Source organism: Nodosilinea sp. FACHB-141 (assembly GCF_014696135.1).
Taxonomy (GTDB): domain Bacteria; phylum Cyanobacteriota; class Cyanobacteriia; order Phormidesmidales; family Phormidesmidaceae; genus Nodosilinea.
Window position 1 is genome coordinate 82,711 of sequence record NZ_JACJPP010000013.1, and the last position, 18,765, is coordinate 101,475.

The 18,765-nt window shown below is 58.4% G+C and carries 15 protein-coding genes; 10 read left to right on the forward strand and 5 right to left on the reverse strand.

From position 1 onward, the window contains the following. Positions 1–172 precede the first annotated feature (172 nt). From phoU to H6F59_RS14280, 7 genes are all read left to right on the forward strand, one after another. The gene (phoU, locus tag H6F59_RS14250) at positions 173–829 is read left to right on the forward strand and encodes a phosphate signaling complex protein PhoU (RefSeq protein WP_190701062.1); all 657 of its coding nucleotides are present in this window, start codon (positions 173–175) and stop codon (positions 827–829) included. Positions 830–1,332: 503 nt separating this feature from the next. After that, on the forward strand, positions 1,333–3,741 hold the full coding sequence (locus H6F59_RS14255) for a ribonuclease R family protein (protein ID WP_190701065.1): 2,409 nt from the start codon (positions 1,333–1,335) through the stop codon (positions 3,739–3,741). Between the two features lie 168 nt (positions 3,742–3,909). Beyond that, positions 3,910–4,554, forward strand: a complete 645-nt coding sequence (locus H6F59_RS14260) for a flavin prenyltransferase UbiX (protein WP_190701068.1) — start codon at positions 3,910–3,912, stop codon at positions 4,552–4,554. 49 nt (positions 4,555–4,603) lie between these two features. Continuing rightward, the gene (locus tag H6F59_RS14265; protein ID WP_190701071.1) at positions 4,604–5,761 is read left to right on the forward strand and encodes a hypothetical protein; all 1,158 of its coding nucleotides are present in this window, start codon (positions 4,604–4,606) and stop codon (positions 5,759–5,761) included. Between the two features lie 69 nt (positions 5,762–5,830). Further along, the gene (locus tag H6F59_RS14270) at positions 5,831–6,406 is read left to right on the forward strand and encodes a shikimate kinase (protein ID WP_190701076.1); all 576 of its coding nucleotides are present in this window, start codon (positions 5,831–5,833) and stop codon (positions 6,404–6,406) included. Between the two features lie 45 nt (positions 6,407–6,451). Continuing rightward, complete coding sequence (gene argB / locus H6F59_RS14275; protein WP_190514817.1) at positions 6,452–7,357, forward strand: acetylglutamate kinase; 906 nt, start codon at positions 6,452–6,454, stop codon at positions 7,355–7,357. 133 nt (positions 7,358–7,490) lie between these two features. Beyond that, positions 7,491–8,099: an NAD(P)-dependent oxidoreductase gene (locus tag H6F59_RS14280; protein ID WP_190701079.1), complete on the forward strand. Its 609-nt coding sequence runs from the start codon at positions 7,491–7,493 to the stop codon at positions 8,097–8,099. Positions 8,100–8,481: 382 nt separating this feature from the next. Here H6F59_RS14280 and H6F59_RS14285 read toward each other — a convergent pair whose 3' ends face one another. Together H6F59_RS14285 and H6F59_RS14290 are read right to left on the reverse strand one after the other, a co-directional pair. Further along, on the reverse strand, positions 8,482–9,108 hold the full coding sequence (locus H6F59_RS14285; RefSeq protein ID WP_190701082.1) for a glutathione S-transferase family protein: 627 nt from the start codon (positions 9,106–9,108) through the stop codon (positions 8,482–8,484). Positions 9,109–9,382: 274 nt separating this feature from the next. Then, the gene (locus tag H6F59_RS14290; protein ID WP_190701085.1) at positions 9,383–10,126 is read right to left on the reverse strand and encodes a metal ABC transporter ATP-binding protein; all 744 of its coding nucleotides are present in this window, start codon (positions 10,124–10,126) and stop codon (positions 9,383–9,385) included. Between the two features lie 71 nt (positions 10,127–10,197). Between H6F59_RS14290 and H6F59_RS14295 the strand changes: the two genes are divergently transcribed. Beyond that, a complete protein-coding gene (locus tag H6F59_RS14295) occupies positions 10,198–11,304 on the forward strand; it encodes a metal ABC transporter substrate-binding protein (RefSeq protein WP_190701088.1) in 1,107 nt (368 codons plus the stop codon). 73 nt (positions 11,305–11,377) lie between these two features. Here the strand turns inward: H6F59_RS14295 and H6F59_RS14300 are convergent, their stop codons facing one another. Both H6F59_RS14300 and H6F59_RS14305 read right to left on the reverse strand, forming a co-directional pair. Continuing rightward, on the reverse strand, positions 11,378–13,552 hold the full coding sequence (locus tag H6F59_RS14300; protein WP_190701092.1) for an amylo-alpha-1,6-glucosidase: 2,175 nt from the start codon (positions 13,550–13,552) through the stop codon (positions 11,378–11,380). A 165-nt stretch (positions 13,553–13,717) separates the two neighbouring features. Further along, positions 13,718–15,103, reverse strand: a complete 1,386-nt coding sequence (locus tag H6F59_RS14305; protein WP_190701096.1) for a collagen-like protein — start codon at positions 15,101–15,103, stop codon at positions 13,718–13,720. A 172-nt stretch (positions 15,104–15,275) separates the two neighbouring features. Between H6F59_RS14305 and H6F59_RS27340 the strand changes: the two genes are divergently transcribed. Both H6F59_RS27340 and H6F59_RS27345 read left to right on the forward strand, forming a co-directional pair. Next, a complete protein-coding gene (locus H6F59_RS27340; RefSeq protein ID WP_242021475.1) occupies positions 15,276–16,049 on the forward strand; it encodes a cation diffusion facilitator family transporter in 774 nt (257 codons plus the stop codon). Between the two features lie 205 nt (positions 16,050–16,254). Next, positions 16,255–16,647 carry a hypothetical protein gene (locus H6F59_RS27345; protein WP_242021476.1) on the forward strand — a complete coding sequence of 131 codons (393 nt, stop codon included), beginning with the start codon at positions 16,255–16,257 and terminating at the stop codon, positions 16,645–16,647. A 45-nt stretch (positions 16,648–16,692) separates the two neighbouring features. Here H6F59_RS27345 and H6F59_RS14315 read toward each other — a convergent pair whose 3' ends face one another. Beyond that, positions 16,693–18,627, reverse strand: a complete 1,935-nt coding sequence (locus tag H6F59_RS14315; RefSeq protein ID WP_190701098.1) for an ABC transporter ATP-binding protein — start codon at positions 18,625–18,627, stop codon at positions 16,693–16,695. Positions 18,628–18,765: the final 138 nt, after the last annotated feature.

Below are 18,765 nucleotides of genomic sequence, written 5' to 3' on the forward strand. Positions count from 1 at the left end.
AAGATGGGAGCTTTCGCGAGGCCAGCCAGCCTAACTGTTACAGAGCTTAACGGGAACCTCCCTAGGCAGCGCTAGGGTTTCTGTTTGGGGTTAGCCCGGGTGGGCTGCTAGGCTGAAGAGCCACAATCGCTGCGGTCTTCCTTTTTACTCGGTGTGCTTCGCGATGCTTGATATGGATACAACTCAACCCGTGCGTGGTGACTTTGATCGGCAGCTGCTGCGGGTGCAGCGCGATCTGCTACGCATGGGGGCACTGGTTGAAAACTCCTGTGTGCTGGCTCGGGAAGCCCTGTGCGATCGCAATCTCGATTCTGCCCAGCGGCTCCACCGTCACGATAAGCAGATCGACAAGTTCTACCGCCAAATCGAGATGGACTGCATGCACCTGTTTACGCTCCAGGCACAGCCAGAGGCCAAAGACCTACGGCGCATTGGGGCCTTTATGCAGCTAGTGCGCGACCTAGAACGCATCGGCGACTACGCCGAAGATCTGGGGGAAGTAGCGCTTAAACTCTTCCCTTACCCCGTACACCCTCTGATGGGGCGGGTGCAGACCATGCTCGATCGCTGCCGTTCGATGGTCGCGATGTGCCTGCTGGCCCTCTCTGACCTCGACGCTAAAAGCGGCCTAGAGATTAAGCAAAAAGACGACGCCATCGACGCCGACTACGAAGAGCTGTACGCCCTGCTAGCCCACCAGACTAACCTGGTCGGCTCGGTCGAGCCGACAGTACTGCTGGTGTTGGCCATTCGCTACATGGAGCGGATTGCCGACCATGCCACCAACATTGGCAAGCGGGTGGCCTATATTGTCACGGGCGAGCGGTGAACTAGGGTATACGGTTTAAGGTCTAGGGATAGCTTTGAACCTTGTACCCCATAGCCCACACTCCTTTACAAAACGTTGCCTTCCATTGACAAAAAGATTTGACAGCGGTCCATTTCCTGAGAAACTGTAGGGTGTAACCGACTCCCCATCGTTTGAGGGGTTTAGCCTCCCTGAGAGGCTGGGCCTGAGGTGAGGGTTACTTTCTCCTGCCGGGTTCATCCACGGCTGTAGCAGTTACACTTGGGCGTTGGCTACCCCAGTCTGTCGGTTGTCCTCTCAGCCATAGCTAGAGGAGGGAGCCAAAGCGCTTGTCTGCAACCTTGCCTTGAGGAAGACGAATCGAGGCCAGTTGCCGCTACGGCTCACCCCCAGCACTGGTTTCGGCGTCGCCTCGTTGCCACAGGCAGCGTACTGAGACCGCATCCCTGGTGCTCATACGGGTTGATGACCTGTCGTAGCCCGGGGCACCCCAGTCATGAATAGTTTTAGGAATCAGTCGCTACATGGAACTCTCGATCGCGGCCTTACTGGCAAGCTTTGCCAAAGATAAAACCCACACCCTCAAGGGTCTAGAGAAAAAGCTGCACTGCAACGACGATACTAGCCAGCGCGACCTGCAGATTGCTGTTGATGCTCTAGAGCGGATTGGGGTGCTAGTCAAAGAGCGGGGCAAGTATCGCCGCGAGTTGGGGGAGAATGTGATTGAGGGCAAGCTGCGCTGCTCCAGCAAGGGCTTTTGCTTTGCCATTCAGGACGAAGAGGGTGCCGACGATATCTACGTGCGTGAGAGTCAGCTAAATACGGCCTGGAACGGCGATCGCGTGCTGGTCAAAGTCACCAAAGAGGGCAGCCGCCGCCGCAGTCCCGAAGGCGAAGTGCAGCTCATTCTTGAGCGGGCCAATGCCTCAGTGCTGGCCCGCGTCAAGCAAGAGGCCGACGACTACCGCGCCGTACCCCTCGACGATCGCCTGCTGTTTGAGCTGGCCCTGGTGGCTAACGGCGGCAACTTGGCCGACGCCGTCGATCAGCTAGCCCATGTCGAAATCGTGCGCTATCCCCTGGGGCAGCACCCGCCCCAGGGCCGGGTTGCCCAAATTCTCGGCAGCGACGCCGAGGCCGCCGCCGACATCGACATCGTCTACTGCAAGCACGACCTGCCCCGCAAGTTTTCTGACACGGTGCTCACCGCCGCCCAGGCTCTGCCCACCCGCGTACTTAAAGCCGACATCAAAGACCGCATCGACCTGCGTGATGCCCTCACCGTAGCCATTGATGGTCCCAACGCCCAGGTGGTTGACGACGCCCTCAGCCTGGAGCGTACTGCCGCTGGCCAGTGGCGACTGGGCATTCACATTGCCGATATTTCTCACTACGTCCCGGCTCATTCTGCCATTGACCAGGAGGCCTGCAAGCGCGGCACCTCGGTCTATCTAGGCGATGAGGTTATTCCCATGCTGCCGCCGCCCCTGTCGGGTCCGCTGGGGTCGCTGCTGGCGGGCAAAGACCGACTGGCGATCTCGGTGCTGGTCACCCTCGACGACACAGGTGCCGTGAAGGAGTACGAGGTACAGCCCACGGTGGTGGCCGTAGACCACCAAATTTCCTACCAAGAAGCCCAGGGAATATTGGAGCGCGATAACTCCGATGTCCTCGAGAGCCTAGGCATCAAGCCAAAGGCCCTCAAGGCCCTAGAGCCGGTCTACGACCTGATGGATAATCTGCTTTACCTGAGCCAGGCGATCAAGCGGCAGCGCCTTCACCGTGGTTCCTTTGAGTTAAATTTGCCGGAGTACGACTTTCCTGCTGATGCGGGTGAGCCACTTGCCCATTACCGATCGCCCAAATTTCAGTACGACGATGAAGGACTGCTCGGGGTGATGGTGACGGCCACTAGCCTGCCCTCTCGGCAAATTGTGACGGAGTGCATGCTGCTGGGCAATCAGCTAATTGCTCAGCAGCTCAAGGCTCTGGGAGTGCCCGCTATCTACCGGCTGCACCGCGCTCCCGATGCCAGTGACGTTCAAGAGCTGGTGAAACTGGCTGAGAACATGGAGATCCAGCTCACTCTCAATGACGAGGCTACTCCCCAGCCAAAAGACTACCAGCGGTTTGTAGAACAGTTTGCCGCCTCCGGGGCGGAGAAAATTCTCACCTACCTATTGCTAGAGACCATTCAGCCCGCTTTTTACAGCACCCACGCTGACCTGCACTTTGGGCTGGCTCTTACCGAGGGCTATACCCACTTCACCTCGCCCTCCCGCCGCTACGCGGATTTGCTGATCCACCGCATTCTCCATGCGGTGTTTGAGTCGGGCCGCGATCGCCGCTCCACCCGCTCCAAAGACCCAGCCAACCTACGCCACAGCTCCTGCCACGGTCAAGTCAACTGGAATGTGCTGCCCCCCGAGATTCAGCACGAGCTAGAGGACGATCTGCCCCGCATCGCCATTCACTTGACCGAGCGCGAGCGCCTAGCCCAGGAGGCCGAATCAGACCTAGAAGGGCTGAAGAAAGCGGAGTTTATGCGATCGCACACCGGTGAGGTCTTCCATGGCCTGATTACCGGGGTGCAGTCCTACGGCTTCTTCGTTGAAATCGAAGAATTGCTGGTAGAAGGGCTCGTTCACGTCAGCTCACTCAAAGACGACTGGTACGAATATCGCGCCCGCCAGCAGAAGCTTGTCGGCCGCAAAAACCGCCAGCAATACCGTCTCGGCGACAAAGTTGACGTGCAGGTCAAGAGCGTCGACTACTACCGTCAGCAGATCGACCTCGTCGCCGTCGGCGGCGGCAGCCAAGCCCCCGAAGACGAAGACAACAACTACAGCGAAGACGACAACGGCGAACTTATTGAGGAGCGCGAGGAAGGGCGCGACGATGGACGCAACGGTGGACAGGATGAGAGTGAGTAGAGGGTGATTCAGGTTAGGGGTGCATGGGTGGATGAGTGAGGGATGGGGTGATGAATTAGCTCCAATTCTCCTAGCTCGTTAGGATGAAGAGGGCAAAAGCGTTAGCAGCGATCAAACAGAGCGATCGCCCTTTAATTCACCCATCCACCCATTTACCCGTCCACCTAAATGCCCTCCACCGACTCACCTACCTTCACCCGTCCCCTCATCGTGGGAGTCACCGGGGCATCGGGTCTGATCTACGCCGTGCGCACCCTCAGACATGTGCTCAACGCCGATGGGGTAGTCGACTTAGTCGCCTCCAAGGCATCGCAGATGGTGTGGCAGGCGGAGTCGAGCATTCACATGCCCCTCGACCCTGAGAAGCAGGAGCAGTTTTGGCGCGACCAGGCGGGGGTGCCCACCGCAGGCAAGCTGCGCTGCCATCCCTGGGGAGATGTGGGGGCTACCATTGCCAGCGGCTCGTACCGCACAGCGGGGATGGTGGTGATACCGTGCAGCATGAGCACCGTGGGACGATTAGCAGCGGGCCTGAGTTCCGACTTGCTAGAGCGAGCCGCCGACGTCCAACTCAAGGAAGGCCGCAAGCTGGTAGTGGTGCCGCGCGAAACTCCCTTTAGCCTGATTCACCTGCGCAACCTGACCACCCTAGCCGAGGCCGGCGCGCGCATTGTGCCTGCCATTCCGGCCTGGTACCACCAGCCCCAGACCATCGACGACCTGGTGGATTTTGTGGTGGCCCGCGCCCTCGATCAGCTCGACATCGACTGTGTGCCCCTCAACCGCTGGCAGGGGCACCTGTCTAACGTCTAACCTCCGCGAGTCACGATAGGATGGGCAGGACGACGCTATAGGGCTAACCATGGCTACCATACGTCTAATTGTGGTCTTGCTGGTTTTGGGGGCAGTGCTGCTGCTTGGGGTGCAAAACTTGGCCCCGGCTCTACCCCTGGTCTTTTTTGGCGGCACAACCCAGGCTTTGCCCCTTGGCATTTGGCTAACCGGGGCCGTGGGTCTAGGGGCGTTAACCACTCTGGCATTGACCGCCCTGCTAGGGTCGATTGGCCCTAGCGGTGGCAATCGCTCCACAGCCTACAAATATCGGCCTCAGTCCTTCTACGAACCCACCAGTTCACCTTCTGGGACGGCCTCGACGGGCCAGACCGGACGCAACTACACCACACCAGGATCGAGGAGTGGCGGAGCGGGGCGATCGCCTGCCTCCCCAGGCACCAGCAGCAATAATCCCGCTGACGATGACCCCAGCTGGCGAGCCTGGACAAATTTGAAATCGCCCGCCCAGTGGAGCGATTGGGAATCGCTTAGCCAAGCCCCTAAACCCGAGACCATCCCGTCATCCTCCCCAGCTTCAGGGATAGTCGATAGCGTCACTACATGGTTCAGCAGCAGCAAACAACAGGCCAAGCAGCAGCAGCGGGTCAACGAGTCGCTGCGGGAGCTCGACACCGACTGGGACGAGCTAGAAAATCGCCCCTACCGAGCATCTGGCGTTAGCCCCGTAGAAGACCACCTGGATGACATCACCCAGGGCTGGGAATCTACTAGCGATCGCGGCCTCGACCCCAATCGTAATTTTGAAGCCTCCCAGGCCCCGCGCCGATTGTATCGAGACGGATCGCTGTACTCCTACAGCTATCGCGACGAAAACGACCCGGCCCCCCAGAGTGGCCAGGTTGACAACATCTACGCCCCCCCTGATGACGTCATCTACGGCAATGACCCAGACCCTCGGTATGTTGACACTGCCTACGCCAGAGGCTCGGTATATGCCGCCGACAACAGTGCCTACAACAGAGATGAGGAAGAAGGTGACGACCTAGGTGAACCCGAAATCGCTGAAGATGGCGTCGTCGATGCCGACTATCGAGTGATTGTGCCTCCCTACACCGCCGCCGAAGCCACCACAACCACCACAACCTGGACCGATCGCAGCGAATCTACCCCCACCCGCCCGCCCAACGACGAATGGGACGACACCGACGAGGCCCTCACCCCCTAACTCTCCTACCTTCCTCATCCCCTCATCTTCCCCACCCCCTACCCGCCCACTCCCTCACCCCTTCCCTCCATGACCCTGACCGATCGCCTCAACGGCATTAACCTCTACCTCATCGGCATGATGGGCGCTGGCAAAAGCAGCACGGGCGCGGCCCTAGCCCAAACGCTCGGCTACCAGTTTTTTGATACCGATGCCGTAGTAGTAGAAGCAGCGGGGCAGTCCATTCCCGACCTCTTTGCCAGCCAGGGAGAAACCGCCTTTCGTCAGCTTGAAACCGAGGTACTGGCCGAGCTTTCGGCCTACCGGCGTCTGGTGATCGCCACAGGCGGCGGTATTGTCACCCAGCAGAAAAACTGGAGCTATCTGCACCACGGCATTGTGGTGTGGCTGGATGTGCCAACCGCGGTGCTGCAAGGGCGCCTGGCAGGGGAGACGGGCCGGCCATTGTTGCAGGGGCAGGATTGGGAAACTCAGCTGACCACCCTTTTAGCGCAGCGGCAGCACCTCTACGCCCAGGCCGATGTGCAGGTGACAGTGGGGGCTGGGGAAGCGGTGGAGGCGATCGCCGCCCGCATTCTCGATCTGGTTGCCGAAAGAATTCGTTCTGAGGCTAATTCTGGTACCGATTCTGCCGTGCTCAATTGATACACTACTGGCAGCTTAATTTCCGCCAACCCTATCGGTAGCGCCATGGTTCAGTCTCCTTCTTCACAAACGGACAGCATCCACGAGGCCGAGGCCGCCCGAGTTCGTATTCTCAGCGAGGCGTTGCCCTACATTCAGCAGTTTCGGGGTCGCACAGTGGTAGTGAAGTACGGCGGCGCGGCGATGAAAGACGGCAGCCTGAAAGCGGGCGTAATTCGCGACATTGTGTTTATGTCCTGCGTGGGCATTCGCCCAGTGGTGGTGCACGGCGGCGGCCCCGAAATCAACATTTGGCTGGGCAAGCTGGGCATTGAGCCCCAGTTCAAAGACGGCCTGCGGGTCACCGACGCCCCTACGATGGACGTGGTGGAAATGGTGCTGGTGGGCCGGGTCAACAAGGAGCTGGTGTCGCTGATCAACCAGGAGGGGGGCAAGGCCGTAGGCCTCTGCGGCAAAGACGGCAGCCTGATCACCGCTCGGCCCCAGGGCTCGGCTGATGTGGGTTTTGTCGGCGAGGTGAGCAACATTAACTCGGGCATTATCAAAACGCTGGTGGAGGCGGGCTACATTCCCATCGTGTCGAGCGTGGCCAGCGACGAAACGGGCCAGGCCTACAATATCAACGCCGACACCGTAGCGGGGGAAATTGCCGCCGCTCTGGGGGCCGAAAAGCTGATTTTGCTCACCGACACCAAAGGCATTTTAGAGGACTACCACGACCCCTCCACCCTGCTGCCCAAGCTCGATATTCAGCAGGCGCGGCAGCTGATTGAAAGCGGGGTGGTGTCGGGGGGGATGATTCCGAAGGTGAACTGCTGCGTGCGATCGCTCGCCCAGGGGGTCGGTGCCGCCCACATTCTCGATGGCCGCGTGCCCCACGCCCTGCTGCTGGAGATCTTTAGCGATCTGGGCATTGGCTCGATGATTGTAGCTTCAGAGTTCCGGGGGTAGAGGGAGATTATTGCTCGAGAGAGTAATTTCTGATCTCAGCTTTTAAGCGATCCCTGAACGTCAGGCACCTTTGAGTCTTCTGAATCGGTTTAAAGGTTCAAGTTGAGCCTTGTACAGGGGCACTTTGCAAACAATGAGAGTTCTAGTCACCGGTAGTCGTGGATTAGTTGGCTCGCAGGTTGTATCAGATCTAACGAGTCTTGACTATGAGGTCGTGGAGTACGATCTGGCCCAGGGTCAAGACATCCTCGATCCTGATTCACTGTTTCATTCAGCCAAAGAATGCGACGCCATTATTCACGCAGCAGCTCTGCTTGGGCTTCCTGAGCAAAGTGATACCGACATTATGGCGGTGAATCTACAGGGAACTTGGAATGTTTTGTCTGTAGCGAAAAAACTAAGCATCCCAAGAGTTGTCTTTTTGAGTAGCGTTGATGCATTGGGAGTTTTCAAGGGTGAGCGATCGCCAGACTACTTGCCTCTTGATGATTCTCATCCCTGCTATGCAGCCACACCCTATGCGATATCCAAGTATCTTGCAGAAGTGATGTGTCGTCAGTTCTCTGCATCTACCGATGTTTCAGTTGTCTGTTTTCGACCACCCGGCGTGTGGACGGAGGAAACATATAGCTGGATTCAATTAGAACGGGCAAAACATGCTCAGTTTGAATGGCACCCTTTTTGGAGTACGGCGCATTTATTGATGTTCGCGATCTATCGCAGGCCTGCATTTGCGCACTAACGTGCAATATTGATCGGTTCACATGTCTATTGGTTTCTTCTGCCGACGTTACCACCTCAGGCAGGACAAGCCGTCAGCTTGTAGAATTCGTACTGCCAGATGTTGAATGGCGAGGCGGGATTGATTATGAAACAGCCCCTTTTCGTTCACTGTTAGACATTGAAAATGCCAAGCGTATCCTTGGGTGGACACCAAAATACTTGTGGCAATCCTACGTCGAAAGGTGTGGCTAATAACGGTGAGGATGCGTTGTTGACAACTTCAACGCATCCCAATATTTAAGAAGCCTAGTGACACTCTGCAACGGCAACAACCTCGCCCAGTCTGTTGAGGCGAAAACCTTTGTGTATCTAGACCCTTTCCATCCTTCTGCTTTGTAGCTCTAGGCAATCACCTCTAAAAAGCTGGGGCGATGACTGACCTCAGCCCACCAAGAGTTCAGCTTGGGGATTTGGCCGGTGACGGCGGCAAATTCTGGCGTCTTAGACAGATACAGCATCACCGGCATCAGATAGAAGTCGGCCAGAGTAATAGTGGGGCCGAGCAGGTAAGGGCTACAGGAGGCGATCGCCTCAATTGCCTCCAGTGCAGTCTTCGCCTTAGGGGTAGCTTCGGCCACAGCAGCCTCGTCGGGTTGCCCGCCTTGACTGGGCACAATCAGTCGCTGAATGGTGATTGTGCTAATGGCCGGGGTGTAGAGATAGCTATCGACGATTCCCATGATCTGGCGCATGCGGGCCTGGCCCATGGGGTCGGCGGGGGTAAAGGTGCGATTGCCCACCACCGTGTCAAGATATTCCACAATGGCGCAGGTTTCGTAGAGCGCTTCCCCATCTACCTCCAGGGTGGGCACCTTCCCAAAGGGATGCTTGGCTAGGTATTCAGGGTCGCGATCGCTAAAGATATCAACCTCTTTGAAATCGTACGGCGTGTTGGTCTCCGCTAAAATTATGCGGACGGTGCGCACGTAGGTGCTGATGGTCGGTCCGTAGAGCGTATATTGGGTCATCTCGGTTAGAAGGTAAGTTTCAGTGCCACAAGCGGCTTCTTCAAGCTACCGCGAGATATCGTCCTATGCCGGTATTGCAGCTTCTTGCCCCTAATACCGTCATCTGCAGTGGCGCAGCTCGCCCTAGCGCAGGCAATCTTGCTATGTTGTGATCGTGACTTTTCAAAGGCTAACCCTCAGGGTGCTTAAGGCCACTATTAGCAAAGTTCAATCTCAGGTGGAACCATTCCATGTCTCGCCAGCTGAAGCCTTCGATTCGCCCAAGGCCGAACCATCAGCAAAAGAAATCGGCGTAGGAGGCGATCGCCCCGCTGGGTTCTGGTCCCTGGCCGTAGGCCCGCTGAATGTTGTCAAAGGTCATCACCGCTTGAGGGGTGTCATCGGCTAGCAGGCAGCGGTTGAGCAGCAGCAGGCGATCGTAGCGGTGTAGGGCGTCGCCCCACTCGTGGCTGCACACCACCAAGGTTTTGCCCTCGGCTTGGAGTTCGGCAAAGATCGTCAGCATTAGAGCTTCGGTCTTTTTATCAATGCCGGTGAAGGGTTCATCGAGCAGCAGCAGATCGGCATCCTGGGCCAGAGCGCGGGCGAGGAACACGCGCTGCTGCTGGCCACCAGAGAGCTGACCGATGGGGCGATCGCACAAATGCAGCATATCCACCCTTTCTAAAGCCACCGTGACCCGCTGCTTCGCCCGCTGACTGGGCCGCCGAAACCATCCCGCCAGAGCTGATTGGGCCATCATCGCCACCTGCCCGGCCGTGATCGGGTAATCCCAGTCGATGCGCGATCGCTGGGGCACATAGGCCACCGACCGCCGCCGTCGCCGCAGCGGTGCGCCCTGAAAGAGCACCTGCCCCCGACAGGGCACCAGCCCCAACAGCGCTTGAATTAGGGTGCTTTTGCCCGCGCCGTTAGGGCCGATCAATCCCACCAGTTCTCCCGTCCCTAGGGAGAGAGAAACGTTCTCTAGGGCCGGCATTCCCCGGTAGTTGACAGACAGGTTTTGAACCTCTAGCATGGCACCCATGAAATGATAACCATTATCACTATCATATTAAAGCAGTTATCTGTTTCTGGGAGAAGTAGGCCATGTTTTTACACCGGGTTAACCCGCTAGCGCCTCTACCTCTAATAGTGAAGCGGTGGGGCAGCGCGATCGCCCTGACAGTAGGGCTAGTCGGGTGCAGCGGCAACAGCGGCCCGGTGGCAGAATCCGGAGCCGAAGCCCCGGTGGCAGCGGACAGTCCAGTGGTCGTCGCCACGACCAGCGTGCTCTGCGACCTCACCCAGCAGATCGCCGAAACCACCGTCGCCCTCACCTGCTTGCTCGACCCCGGCACCGACCCCCACACTTACCAAGTCAAACCCTCCGATCGCCAGGCTATAGAGGAGGCTGACCTGATTTTCTACGACGGCTACGGCTCAGCCCCCACCCTAATCGAGATGGTGGAAGGCAGCACCACTGAGGCACCGCGAGTGGCGGTGTACGAACAAGCGGTACCGAAGCCTCTGATGAGCGCTCACGACCACGAAACCGACCACGCTGAAACCGATGATCATAACCACGAACCTAGCGCTGAGGCAGCCCAGGAGCGTAGCGATGAGTCTGCCAACTACACCGACGAGCCAGATCTAGCGCCCGATCCGCACATCTGGCACAGTGCTACCCACAACGCCGCCATGGCATCGGTGATTGCCGATCGCCTAGCTGAAACGAACCCTGACCAAGCCGATCTCTACGCTGAGAACGCCAGCCGCCTAGTCTCACAGTTCGAAGAAATCGATCGCTGGATTCAAATGCAGGTGGCTACCGTACCCGCTGACCAGCGCCAACTAGTAACAACCCACGATTCCTTTGGCTACTTTGCCGATGCCTACGGATTTGAGGTCAAAGGGGCGCTCAGCGGCCTCAGCACCGACCAAAAGCCGACACCCGGTGCGCTGACGGCACTAGTGGAACAGGTCAAGGCTGCCCAGGTACCCGCCATTTTCGCCGAAACCACCACCAACCCCCAGCTAATTGAAACCGTCGCTAAGGATGCGGGCGTTACCGTAGCGGATCAGCCTCTCTTTGTGGAAGGGCCAGGTGGTCCCGGCAGTGCCGCCGAAACTATGCAGGATGTGCTGGTGGTGAATACCTGTGTGGTGGTCGAGGCGCTGGGGGGAAGCTGCGATCGTGACAGTGCGCCGCTTTAAAGGGAATAAGGTGCAAGGCATAGGGTTTAAGGGAAGACCTTGGATCCTGTACCTTATACCCTCAACCCTTCTCCTACTCCTTCATCAACGGCCTGAGTAAAGCGCTCACCCGCAACACCTCGGCCACTGACCAGGCTTGGGCAAACGTGCCGCGCGGCTCCATAGGGGCGTCGCCGTCAAAAATTTCGCTGATGCTGCCCAGGCAGCCCCCGCCGTGCAGATGGTGAATCAGCGGGTCGAGAAAGCTGTGGGCCAGATCGGCATCTTGGTAGACCCGCCAGTGGGCCTGCACAAAGGGACCAATCAGCCAGCTCCAGACAGTGCCCTGGTGGTAGGCTCCGTCGCGCTTCACCAGGTCGCCGCCGTAGTGGCCACGATAGTCAGGATGGGCCGGATCGAGCGATCGCAACCCGTGGGAGGTCAGCAGTCGCTGGGCCACCACATTCATCACCGCCCGCTGCTGCTCAGTACTCAGGCAGGGTTCTCCCAGGGTGGCATCGGGGAGGGAGACGGCAAAAATTTGGTTGGGCCGCAGGGCCGCATCTGCGCCGTCAGGGCCATCCAGCAGATCGTAGCAGTAGCCCAAATCGTCGCTCCAAAAGCGCTGAAACCCTTGGCGGGTTTGGGAAGCTAACTCCTGAAACAGGCCGACGGGCTGGCCCAAAATTCCGGCAAAATCTGCCATTACCAGCAGGGCGTTGTACCACAGGGCGTTGACCTCCACCGGCTTGCCAATGCGAGGGGTGACTACCCAGTCGCCCACTTTGGCATCCATCCAGGTGAGCTGCACCCCCGGCTCTCCGGCAGAGAGCAGCCCATCAGTAGCATCGACCTGAATACCATGGCGGGTGCCTTTGCAGTGCCAGGTAATCACCTCCTGCAGCTGAGGAAAGAGTTCTTCGATTAGCGCCGTGTCAGCGGTGGCCTGGTGGTAGGCGCGCAGGGCCTCAAAATACCAGAGGGTGGCGTCTACGGTGTTGTAGTGGGGAGCTTGGCCATTCTCAGGAAAGGCGTTGGGCAGCATGCCCCGATCGAGAAAGCGGGCAAAGGTTTGCAAAATCAGCCGGGCCAGGGCAGGGCGTCCGGTGGTTAGGGTCAACCCAGACAGGGCGATCATGGTGTCGCGGCCCCAGTCGCCAAACCAGGGGTAGCCCGCAATTACGGTTTTGCCTGGGCTGGCAAAGGTGAGGTCAGACCATTCTGCCGCCTCATCTGCTGGTTGGGAAGCAGTGGGGATCTCCTGTTTCACCTCATCCTGCAGACTGGCGACAGGCGCAAAGTTCCCCAATGGGAGGGGGGTAGGGGTGCCTTCGAAATCCCTGGCCCCAGTGGAGTCGTTAGCTTCAAGCGCTGTAATGGGACGGCTGACAATAAACTGATCAGCAGCCAAGACTAGCTGGCTTACCCAGGCGGGCGGCGAGTCGTCGGGTTGAGCCGTCTTGCCCTGGGTCGTCAAATGTTGCTCGTGGGCCAGGCGGCGGAGTAGGGCACTTTGCCCCGAGCGATCGGCATCAGCCTCAGTGGTGGCCACTAGGGTAAACGACTGACCCTGGCCCAGAGTGGGGGCAAAGGTGGCCGCGTGCAGGTGGTCGTCGTAGGGGTGAATGCCCCGGTAGGTTTCTACGGCGAGGCTGTAGCCATTGTTCCAGGTGTGGGCGGGTATAGCTGGAGCGGTTTCGCTGAGCAAATAGAAGGGCTCAACGTTTCCTTTCGCCTGAATGCGTAGGCCCTGGGGACAGTCGGCGATCGCCATTTGCCAACCCTTGCCCTGGGTGCTGTGGTGGTGATGGCGGTGGTTGACCAGCACCTTTAGGGTGAGGTCCACGGGGGCGCTGGCGCGACTGACGGTGTAGCGCACGTAGGTAGTGTTGGCCCCCGGCTCCATCCAAACGCGCTTTTCGAGGCGGGCATCGGCGATCGCATAGACCCAGATTGGGATGGTGCCCTCCAGCCGAAACGATTCTAGGTATAGAAAACCCTCGGGTTGCAGCGTGCCATCGGTCCAACGATCGCAGTACAGCGCGTGGGACTGGCCTAAATAAGTCGCAGTTTCATCGACCTTAGTCACCAGCAAGGTGCGCTCCAGCGGCGGCTTGAGCGCTGCCACCAGCAGCCCGTGGTAGTGACGCGTCAGCACCCCGGCCACCGTGCCAGAGCCGTAGCCACCGACACCGTTAGTGACCAACCATTCCTGCTGGGTAGCGATCGCCGCATTACCGCACAGGTGACGCCCCAAGGAAATAGTCATACGTTATCCACCCATGTTTTGCCAGCGAGGATATTTACTCGCCGCTACTATAGCCAAACTGCGGCAAGTCGCACTGCTACCTAAAGGGCGATTACGTCATCCACTGCAAAGCTTTACAGAGATTTCTTCGAATTCTTTGAACCCAGCCACCTATCCATCCACTCCCTAGAACTGCCCCTGCCAAGAAATCGACTGCTCAGCGCTGTTAGTCCCCAGCGATCGCACCGCCGTAATCTCAATCTGGGCATACTTTCCCCGGGTCAACGGGCCGCGATCGATGGGCAGGCGACCCAGGGCTAGCTCAAAGCGGTTGCCCATCAGGCTTACCAGTTCTGCTGGCACCACATCGTCGTAAACGGTGACGTAGCGCAGGCGACGATCGTCCCTGGGGTCGCCGTCGGTGGTTTTCAGCGTCAGACGAAACTGGGTAGTTAGGTAGGCCGACTCACCGGCCAAGTCGAGCACTACGGCTTTGAGGTTGGCACCGCTGCCCTGCACCCCTCCCGAGGCGAGGCGGGTGACATCGCTGGCCCGCACCGCATTGGTGACAGTGATGGTGAGCTGGTCAGCTTGGCGACTGGTGGTGTAGTCGGCCCAGAGGCTGTCAGGGAAGGTGGCGGTCAGTGCCCCATCGGGCTGAATCTCGGTGCGCACGTCGCCCCCCGCGAAACTTCCTAGGGGTCGGGGGGCTTGCCAGTTGAGGCTGACATCTCCTTCCACTCGCCCGGTATATTCGCGGTAAACATCGTTGACCCGTGACCCTGGGGCCAGCAGGGCGTTGGCTCCCGATTTCTCAGCCCATAGGTTGCGAGAGAGACGCACGGGTTGGTCAACTAAAGTTTGCAGCCCCACCGCGATCGCCGGGGTTTCGCTCAGCAGCGGCTCTAGCTGGTTGACAATCCACAGCTGGCCGTCGGCACCGGCAGTTCCATCGCGGCCAAAGGAACCGTTGGTACCGCTGCTGCCGTCGTAGCAGCGGTAGCGGTTTGCCCGGCATTGATAGTCAGCCTGGCCAGGGGTGCCGGTGCAGGTTTGAAGCTCCCACTCGTGCACAGCACAGCGACAGCCCACGGTGCCATTGCCGCCGCGGCCGCCACGCCCCGATCGCCCGCCGCGAGCATCTATCGAGAGCCGTTGCAGAGCCGCGCGATCGCCATAGTAAACCGTCAGATTGCCGCCGCTGCCGCCGCTGCCACCGCTGCCGCCGTCGCCACCAGAGCCACCGTCGGGGGCGCGCAGATTGTAGTTAACGTTGCGGGGCTGACCACTACAGGAGGGGCGATAGCCGTTTTCGCCATTCTCACCGTCTTCGCCATCACTGCCAGCGAGGGTAAAGCTGGCAGAGGTGCCATCGGCTACGGTAGTTTGGCTCTGCCCAGCCGTGCCATCGCGCCCCGATCGCCCACTGCTGCCATCGCTGCCATCGCTGCCGTAGATGCGGGTTTCTTGCGCCCAGGCCAACATCGAGCAGCCGTTTAATGTCGGCAGCGGCAGGGTGGTTGCAAGGCCTAGACAAAGCGGAGCCAGAGCAAAGGCAAGGGCGCGTTTCATGGCGGGTTTTTTCGGCGTGCAAAGCACCCCTAGGGTAGTCATGGGCGCGTCTGGATGGCGCGATCGGTGTGCCAGAATTTACAGTGAGTTGCCTTGCATTCAGCAACAACAAACCACATAGCCTATTGAACCTTAGATCGATTGTTTAAGCTGCAATATATCGAACCACTCTATGACAATGGCATTGTCAATTGATGACATTGAATATCAAGCTGCTACATTAGCGTTGCAAGGCAATGCATTAATAGTGCGAGGGTGTGTATTAGCATTGCGGGGCAATGCATTGACATTGCAAGGTGATGCATTCATAAATCACGTTCCCCCATTAACGAATCGCGGCCTTGCAATCAAATGTCATGCCGTCATACAAGCATTGTTAATGGATGCATCAAAGAAACCACCGACAGCAATACAGAGTCGCGAACTCACTGATTGGTTAAGCCGTGGGTGCGGCCTAGAGCAGAGTTCATCTTTGCCACGCAGCAGTATAGCCATCAGTTCTAAAGCGATTGCGTTTGGTCAAAATCACACCATCAAAATTCATCACAGCCTCTGGCTGGGCTGGGCACGCCCCTACAATGGGTTGCAACTGTATAAGAAGGCGAGCATGGCTGGTGGTGAATCCAAAGTTTCAATCTATGCCGCATTAGGAGCCAATATCGCCATTGGCGTTGCCAAGTTTGTCGGTGCTGCAATCAGCGGCAGCTCGGCCATGCTGTCAGAGGGCATTCACTCCGTGGTCGATTCTGTCAATGAGCTGCTGCTACTCTACGGTCTCAAGCAAAGCGAAGCTCCACCAAGCGATCAATTTCCCCTGGGTCATGGGCAAGAACTGTATTTTTGGTTGCTGATGGTTGCGGTGCTGATTTTTTCTTTGGGGGTGGCGTGTCGATGTATGAGGGGTGGCATAGCTTTCAACACCCTGAGGTCGGCGACCATGCCTTAGTTAGCTATATCGTGCTGGCCACCGCTGCCGTGTTTGAAGGCTTAGCCCTAGCCGTGTCTATCCGGCAGTTCAACAAAAGCTATCCCCGCAAAGTTGAGGTTAGTTTGTGGCAGGCCATTCGCGACAGTAAAGATCCCGGCTCATTTATTGTCATTGTGGAAGATGCCGCTGCGCTGGTCGCCTTTCCATTGCCTTTGGCGGAATTGTGCTCACCCAGATGTTCGACAACGCTATCTATGACGGCGCTGCTTCCATCATGATTGGGCTATTGCTCATCGTAGTCGCCATTCTGTTGGTCATCGAAACTAAGAGTCTACTGATGGGGGAAAGCGCCTCGGTAACGGTGCGAGACAGCATCAAAACCCTCGTCAAAGCTGACCAGGCCGTCTCTGACATGGGGCCACCGATTACCCTGCACCTAGGCCCGAGGGATATCATGCTGGCGATGAATATTGAGTTCTGCAATCATCTCTCTGCTGATGAGATCGAAGCGGCGGTGCGCCGTATCGAGCAGAGCATTCGCACCACCCATCAAGATGTGACCCGCATCTTTATTGAAGCGGCCTCTCTTGATGGATCTGAAACATTCAGAGCTTGAGAGCTATCCCACGAGGCATGAGCGCTAAAGTTCCCAACAATTGTTCTAAGCTACCGAGGCTCGATCGCGCTGCAACTCCTGAATGCGATCGAGGCTGCCTATGGGAATGGCGTTGATCAGCGCTTGGGTGTAGGGGGTTTGGGGCTGGCGGTAGACCTGCTCGGCGGGGCCAATTTCTTCGACCCGGCCCTGGTTCATCACCATAATGCGATCGCTCATAAACTTCACCACCGCCAGGTCGTGGGAAATAAAGATATAGGTGAGGTCAAACTCCGCCTGGAGTTCTTTGAGCAGGTTGAGCACCTGAGCCTGCACTGACACATCCAGGGCCGACACCGACTCGTCGCAGATGATGAACTTGGGGTTGAGGGCCAGGGCGCGGGCAATGCATACCCGCTGGCGCTGCCCACCCGAAAACTCGTGGGGGTAGCGGTTCATGGCGCTGGCGGGCAAACCGACGCGATCGAGCAGGTAAGACACCCGCTCCTGCTGGTTGCGCCTGCTCTTGATCACGCCGTGAATTTTGAGCGGTTCGGCGATTGCCGCCCCAATGCTCATGCGCGGGTCCAACGAACTGTAGGGATCCTGGAAGACAATCTGCATGTCTCGGCGAAGCTGCCGCAGCGGCGACGAGCCCAGCGCCAGCACGTCGCGCCCCTCAAACCAAATCTTGCCGCCCATGGCGGGCACCAGCCGCAGCAGGGCGCGGCCCAGGGTGGTTTTGCCGCAACCCGACTCGCCTACCAGGCCAAAGGTTTCGCCTTTTTGAATTTGAAACGACACATCCTGCACCGCCATGATGTGGCTGCGGGTCTTGCCAAAGATACCCCGCACCGGGTAGCCCACCTGAAGATTTTCGACCGCCAGCAGGGGGCCGTTGGCCGCTAGGGCTGCGGCTCGTGCCGTCAGTTCTTCCTCTGTCAGGGGTGCAAAGCGGGCCTGGGCCTCGGCGTCGAGCACCCGCTCGCGAATGATGGGGGCTGCACCCTCCACCGGCAGGCCACCGTTGGCTGCCGCGGCGTTGATCTCGGTACCCGCCAGTTCCACCGACATAAAGTCGGCCACTGTGGGCAGCAGCCGCAGCCGCTGGTTGGGCTGGGGGCGACAGGCCAGCAGCCCCTTGGTGTAGGGGTGCTGGGGCTGAGCAAAAATGTCCCACACTGGGCCGGCTTCAACGATTTTGCCCTGGTACATCACCGCCACTTGGTCGGCGATCTCAGCAATAATGCCCAAGTCGTGGGTAATGAAAATCAGCGACATGCCGCGGCGATCGCGCAGTTCGCGCAGCAGGTCGAGAATTGTCGCCTGCACCGTCACATCCAGCGCCGTGGTGGGCTCGTCGGCAATCAGCAGAGCCGGGTTGCAGGAGATCGCTATGGCAATCATCACCCGCTGAATCTGGCCCCCCGACAGCTCGTGGGGGTAGCGATCGAGAATGGCCTGCTGACGGCGATCGACCTCTTCCTTCAAAGATTCGTCATCAATGCGCGGCTTTTCGGTTTTGATGGTAGCCGCTAGGGCAGCGTCGGCAGGCAGCAGTTTGACCTCTTGCAGCCGGGCGATCGCCTGCTGACGGGCCGCTTCCTTTGAAATATTCTGGTGCTGACGAATCGCCTCCACCATCTGAAATCCAACCGTATAGACCGGGTTTAGCGAGCTCATCGGCTCCTGAAAAATCATTGATATCTGACCACCCCGGTAGCCCTGCAGCTGAGTCTCACTCAGCGCAGCGAGATCCACTGGGGCGCCGGTGCCCGAATTAAACCAGATTTCACCATTGACAACCTTGCCCGGCGGATTGGGCACCAGCCCCATCACCGCTAGCGATGTCACCGATTTCCCCGACCCCGACTCGCCCACAATGCCTAGGGTTTGCCCCCGCTGCACCTGAAACGAAATGTCATTCACGGCCTGGATGAGCTGGCCGTCGACCTCAAAGTGAACGGTGAGGTGCTTAACGTTGAGAATGGTATCGCTCATGAGGTTGCTTGCAGACAGACGATTCAGAACAGGGCAGCCCGCGGCGCAGGCTATTCAGAGTTAACCCGGAGCAAATCTCCAGTGCAATGCTGAATAGCTGCGTGCGAGAGAATTTTAATTAATCTCGGCAATGGACCA

Coding starts and splice junctions, on each gene's coding strand:
- H6F59_RS14315 (WP_190701098.1), bottom strand. CDS start 18,627: ATGAGCGATACCATTCTCAACGTTAAGCACCTCACCGTTCACTTTGAG.
- H6F59_RS14255 (WP_190701065.1), top strand. CDS start 1,333: ATGGAACTCTCGATCGCGGCCTTACTGGCAAGCTTTGCCAAAGATAAA.
- H6F59_RS14260 (WP_190701068.1), top strand. CDS start 3,910: ATGCCCTCCACCGACTCACCTACCTTCACCCGTCCCCTCATCGTGGGA.
- H6F59_RS14305 (WP_190701096.1), bottom strand. CDS start 15,103: ATGAAACGCGCCCTTGCCTTTGCTCTGGCTCCGCTTTGTCTAGGCCTT.
- H6F59_RS14295 (WP_190701088.1), top strand. CDS start 10,198: ATGTTTTTACACCGGGTTAACCCGCTAGCGCCTCTACCTCTAATAGTG.
- H6F59_RS14280 (WP_190701079.1), top strand. CDS start 7,491: ATGAGAGTTCTAGTCACCGGTAGTCGTGGATTAGTTGGCTCGCAGGTT.
- argB (WP_190514817.1), top strand. CDS start 6,452: ATGGTTCAGTCTCCTTCTTCACAAACGGACAGCATCCACGAGGCCGAG.
- phoU (WP_190701062.1), top strand. CDS start 173: ATGGATACAACTCAACCCGTGCGTGGTGACTTTGATCGGCAGCTGCTG.
- H6F59_RS14290 (WP_190701085.1), bottom strand. CDS start 10,126: ATGCTAGAGGTTCAAAACCTGTCTGTCAACTACCGGGGAATGCCGGCC.
- H6F59_RS14285 (WP_190701082.1), bottom strand. CDS start 9,108: ATGACCCAATATACGCTCTACGGACCGACCATCAGCACCTACGTGCGC.
- H6F59_RS14300 (WP_190701092.1), bottom strand. CDS start 13,552: ATGACTATTTCCTTGGGGCGTCACCTGTGCGGTAATGCGGCGATCGCT.
- H6F59_RS27340 (WP_242021475.1), top strand. CDS start 15,276: ATGACAATGGCATTGTCAATTGATGACATTGAATATCAAGCTGCTACA.
- H6F59_RS14270 (WP_190701076.1), top strand. CDS start 5,831: ATGACCCTGACCGATCGCCTCAACGGCATTAACCTCTACCTCATCGGC.
- H6F59_RS14265 (WP_190701071.1), top strand. CDS start 4,604: ATGGCTACCATACGTCTAATTGTGGTCTTGCTGGTTTTGGGGGCAGTG.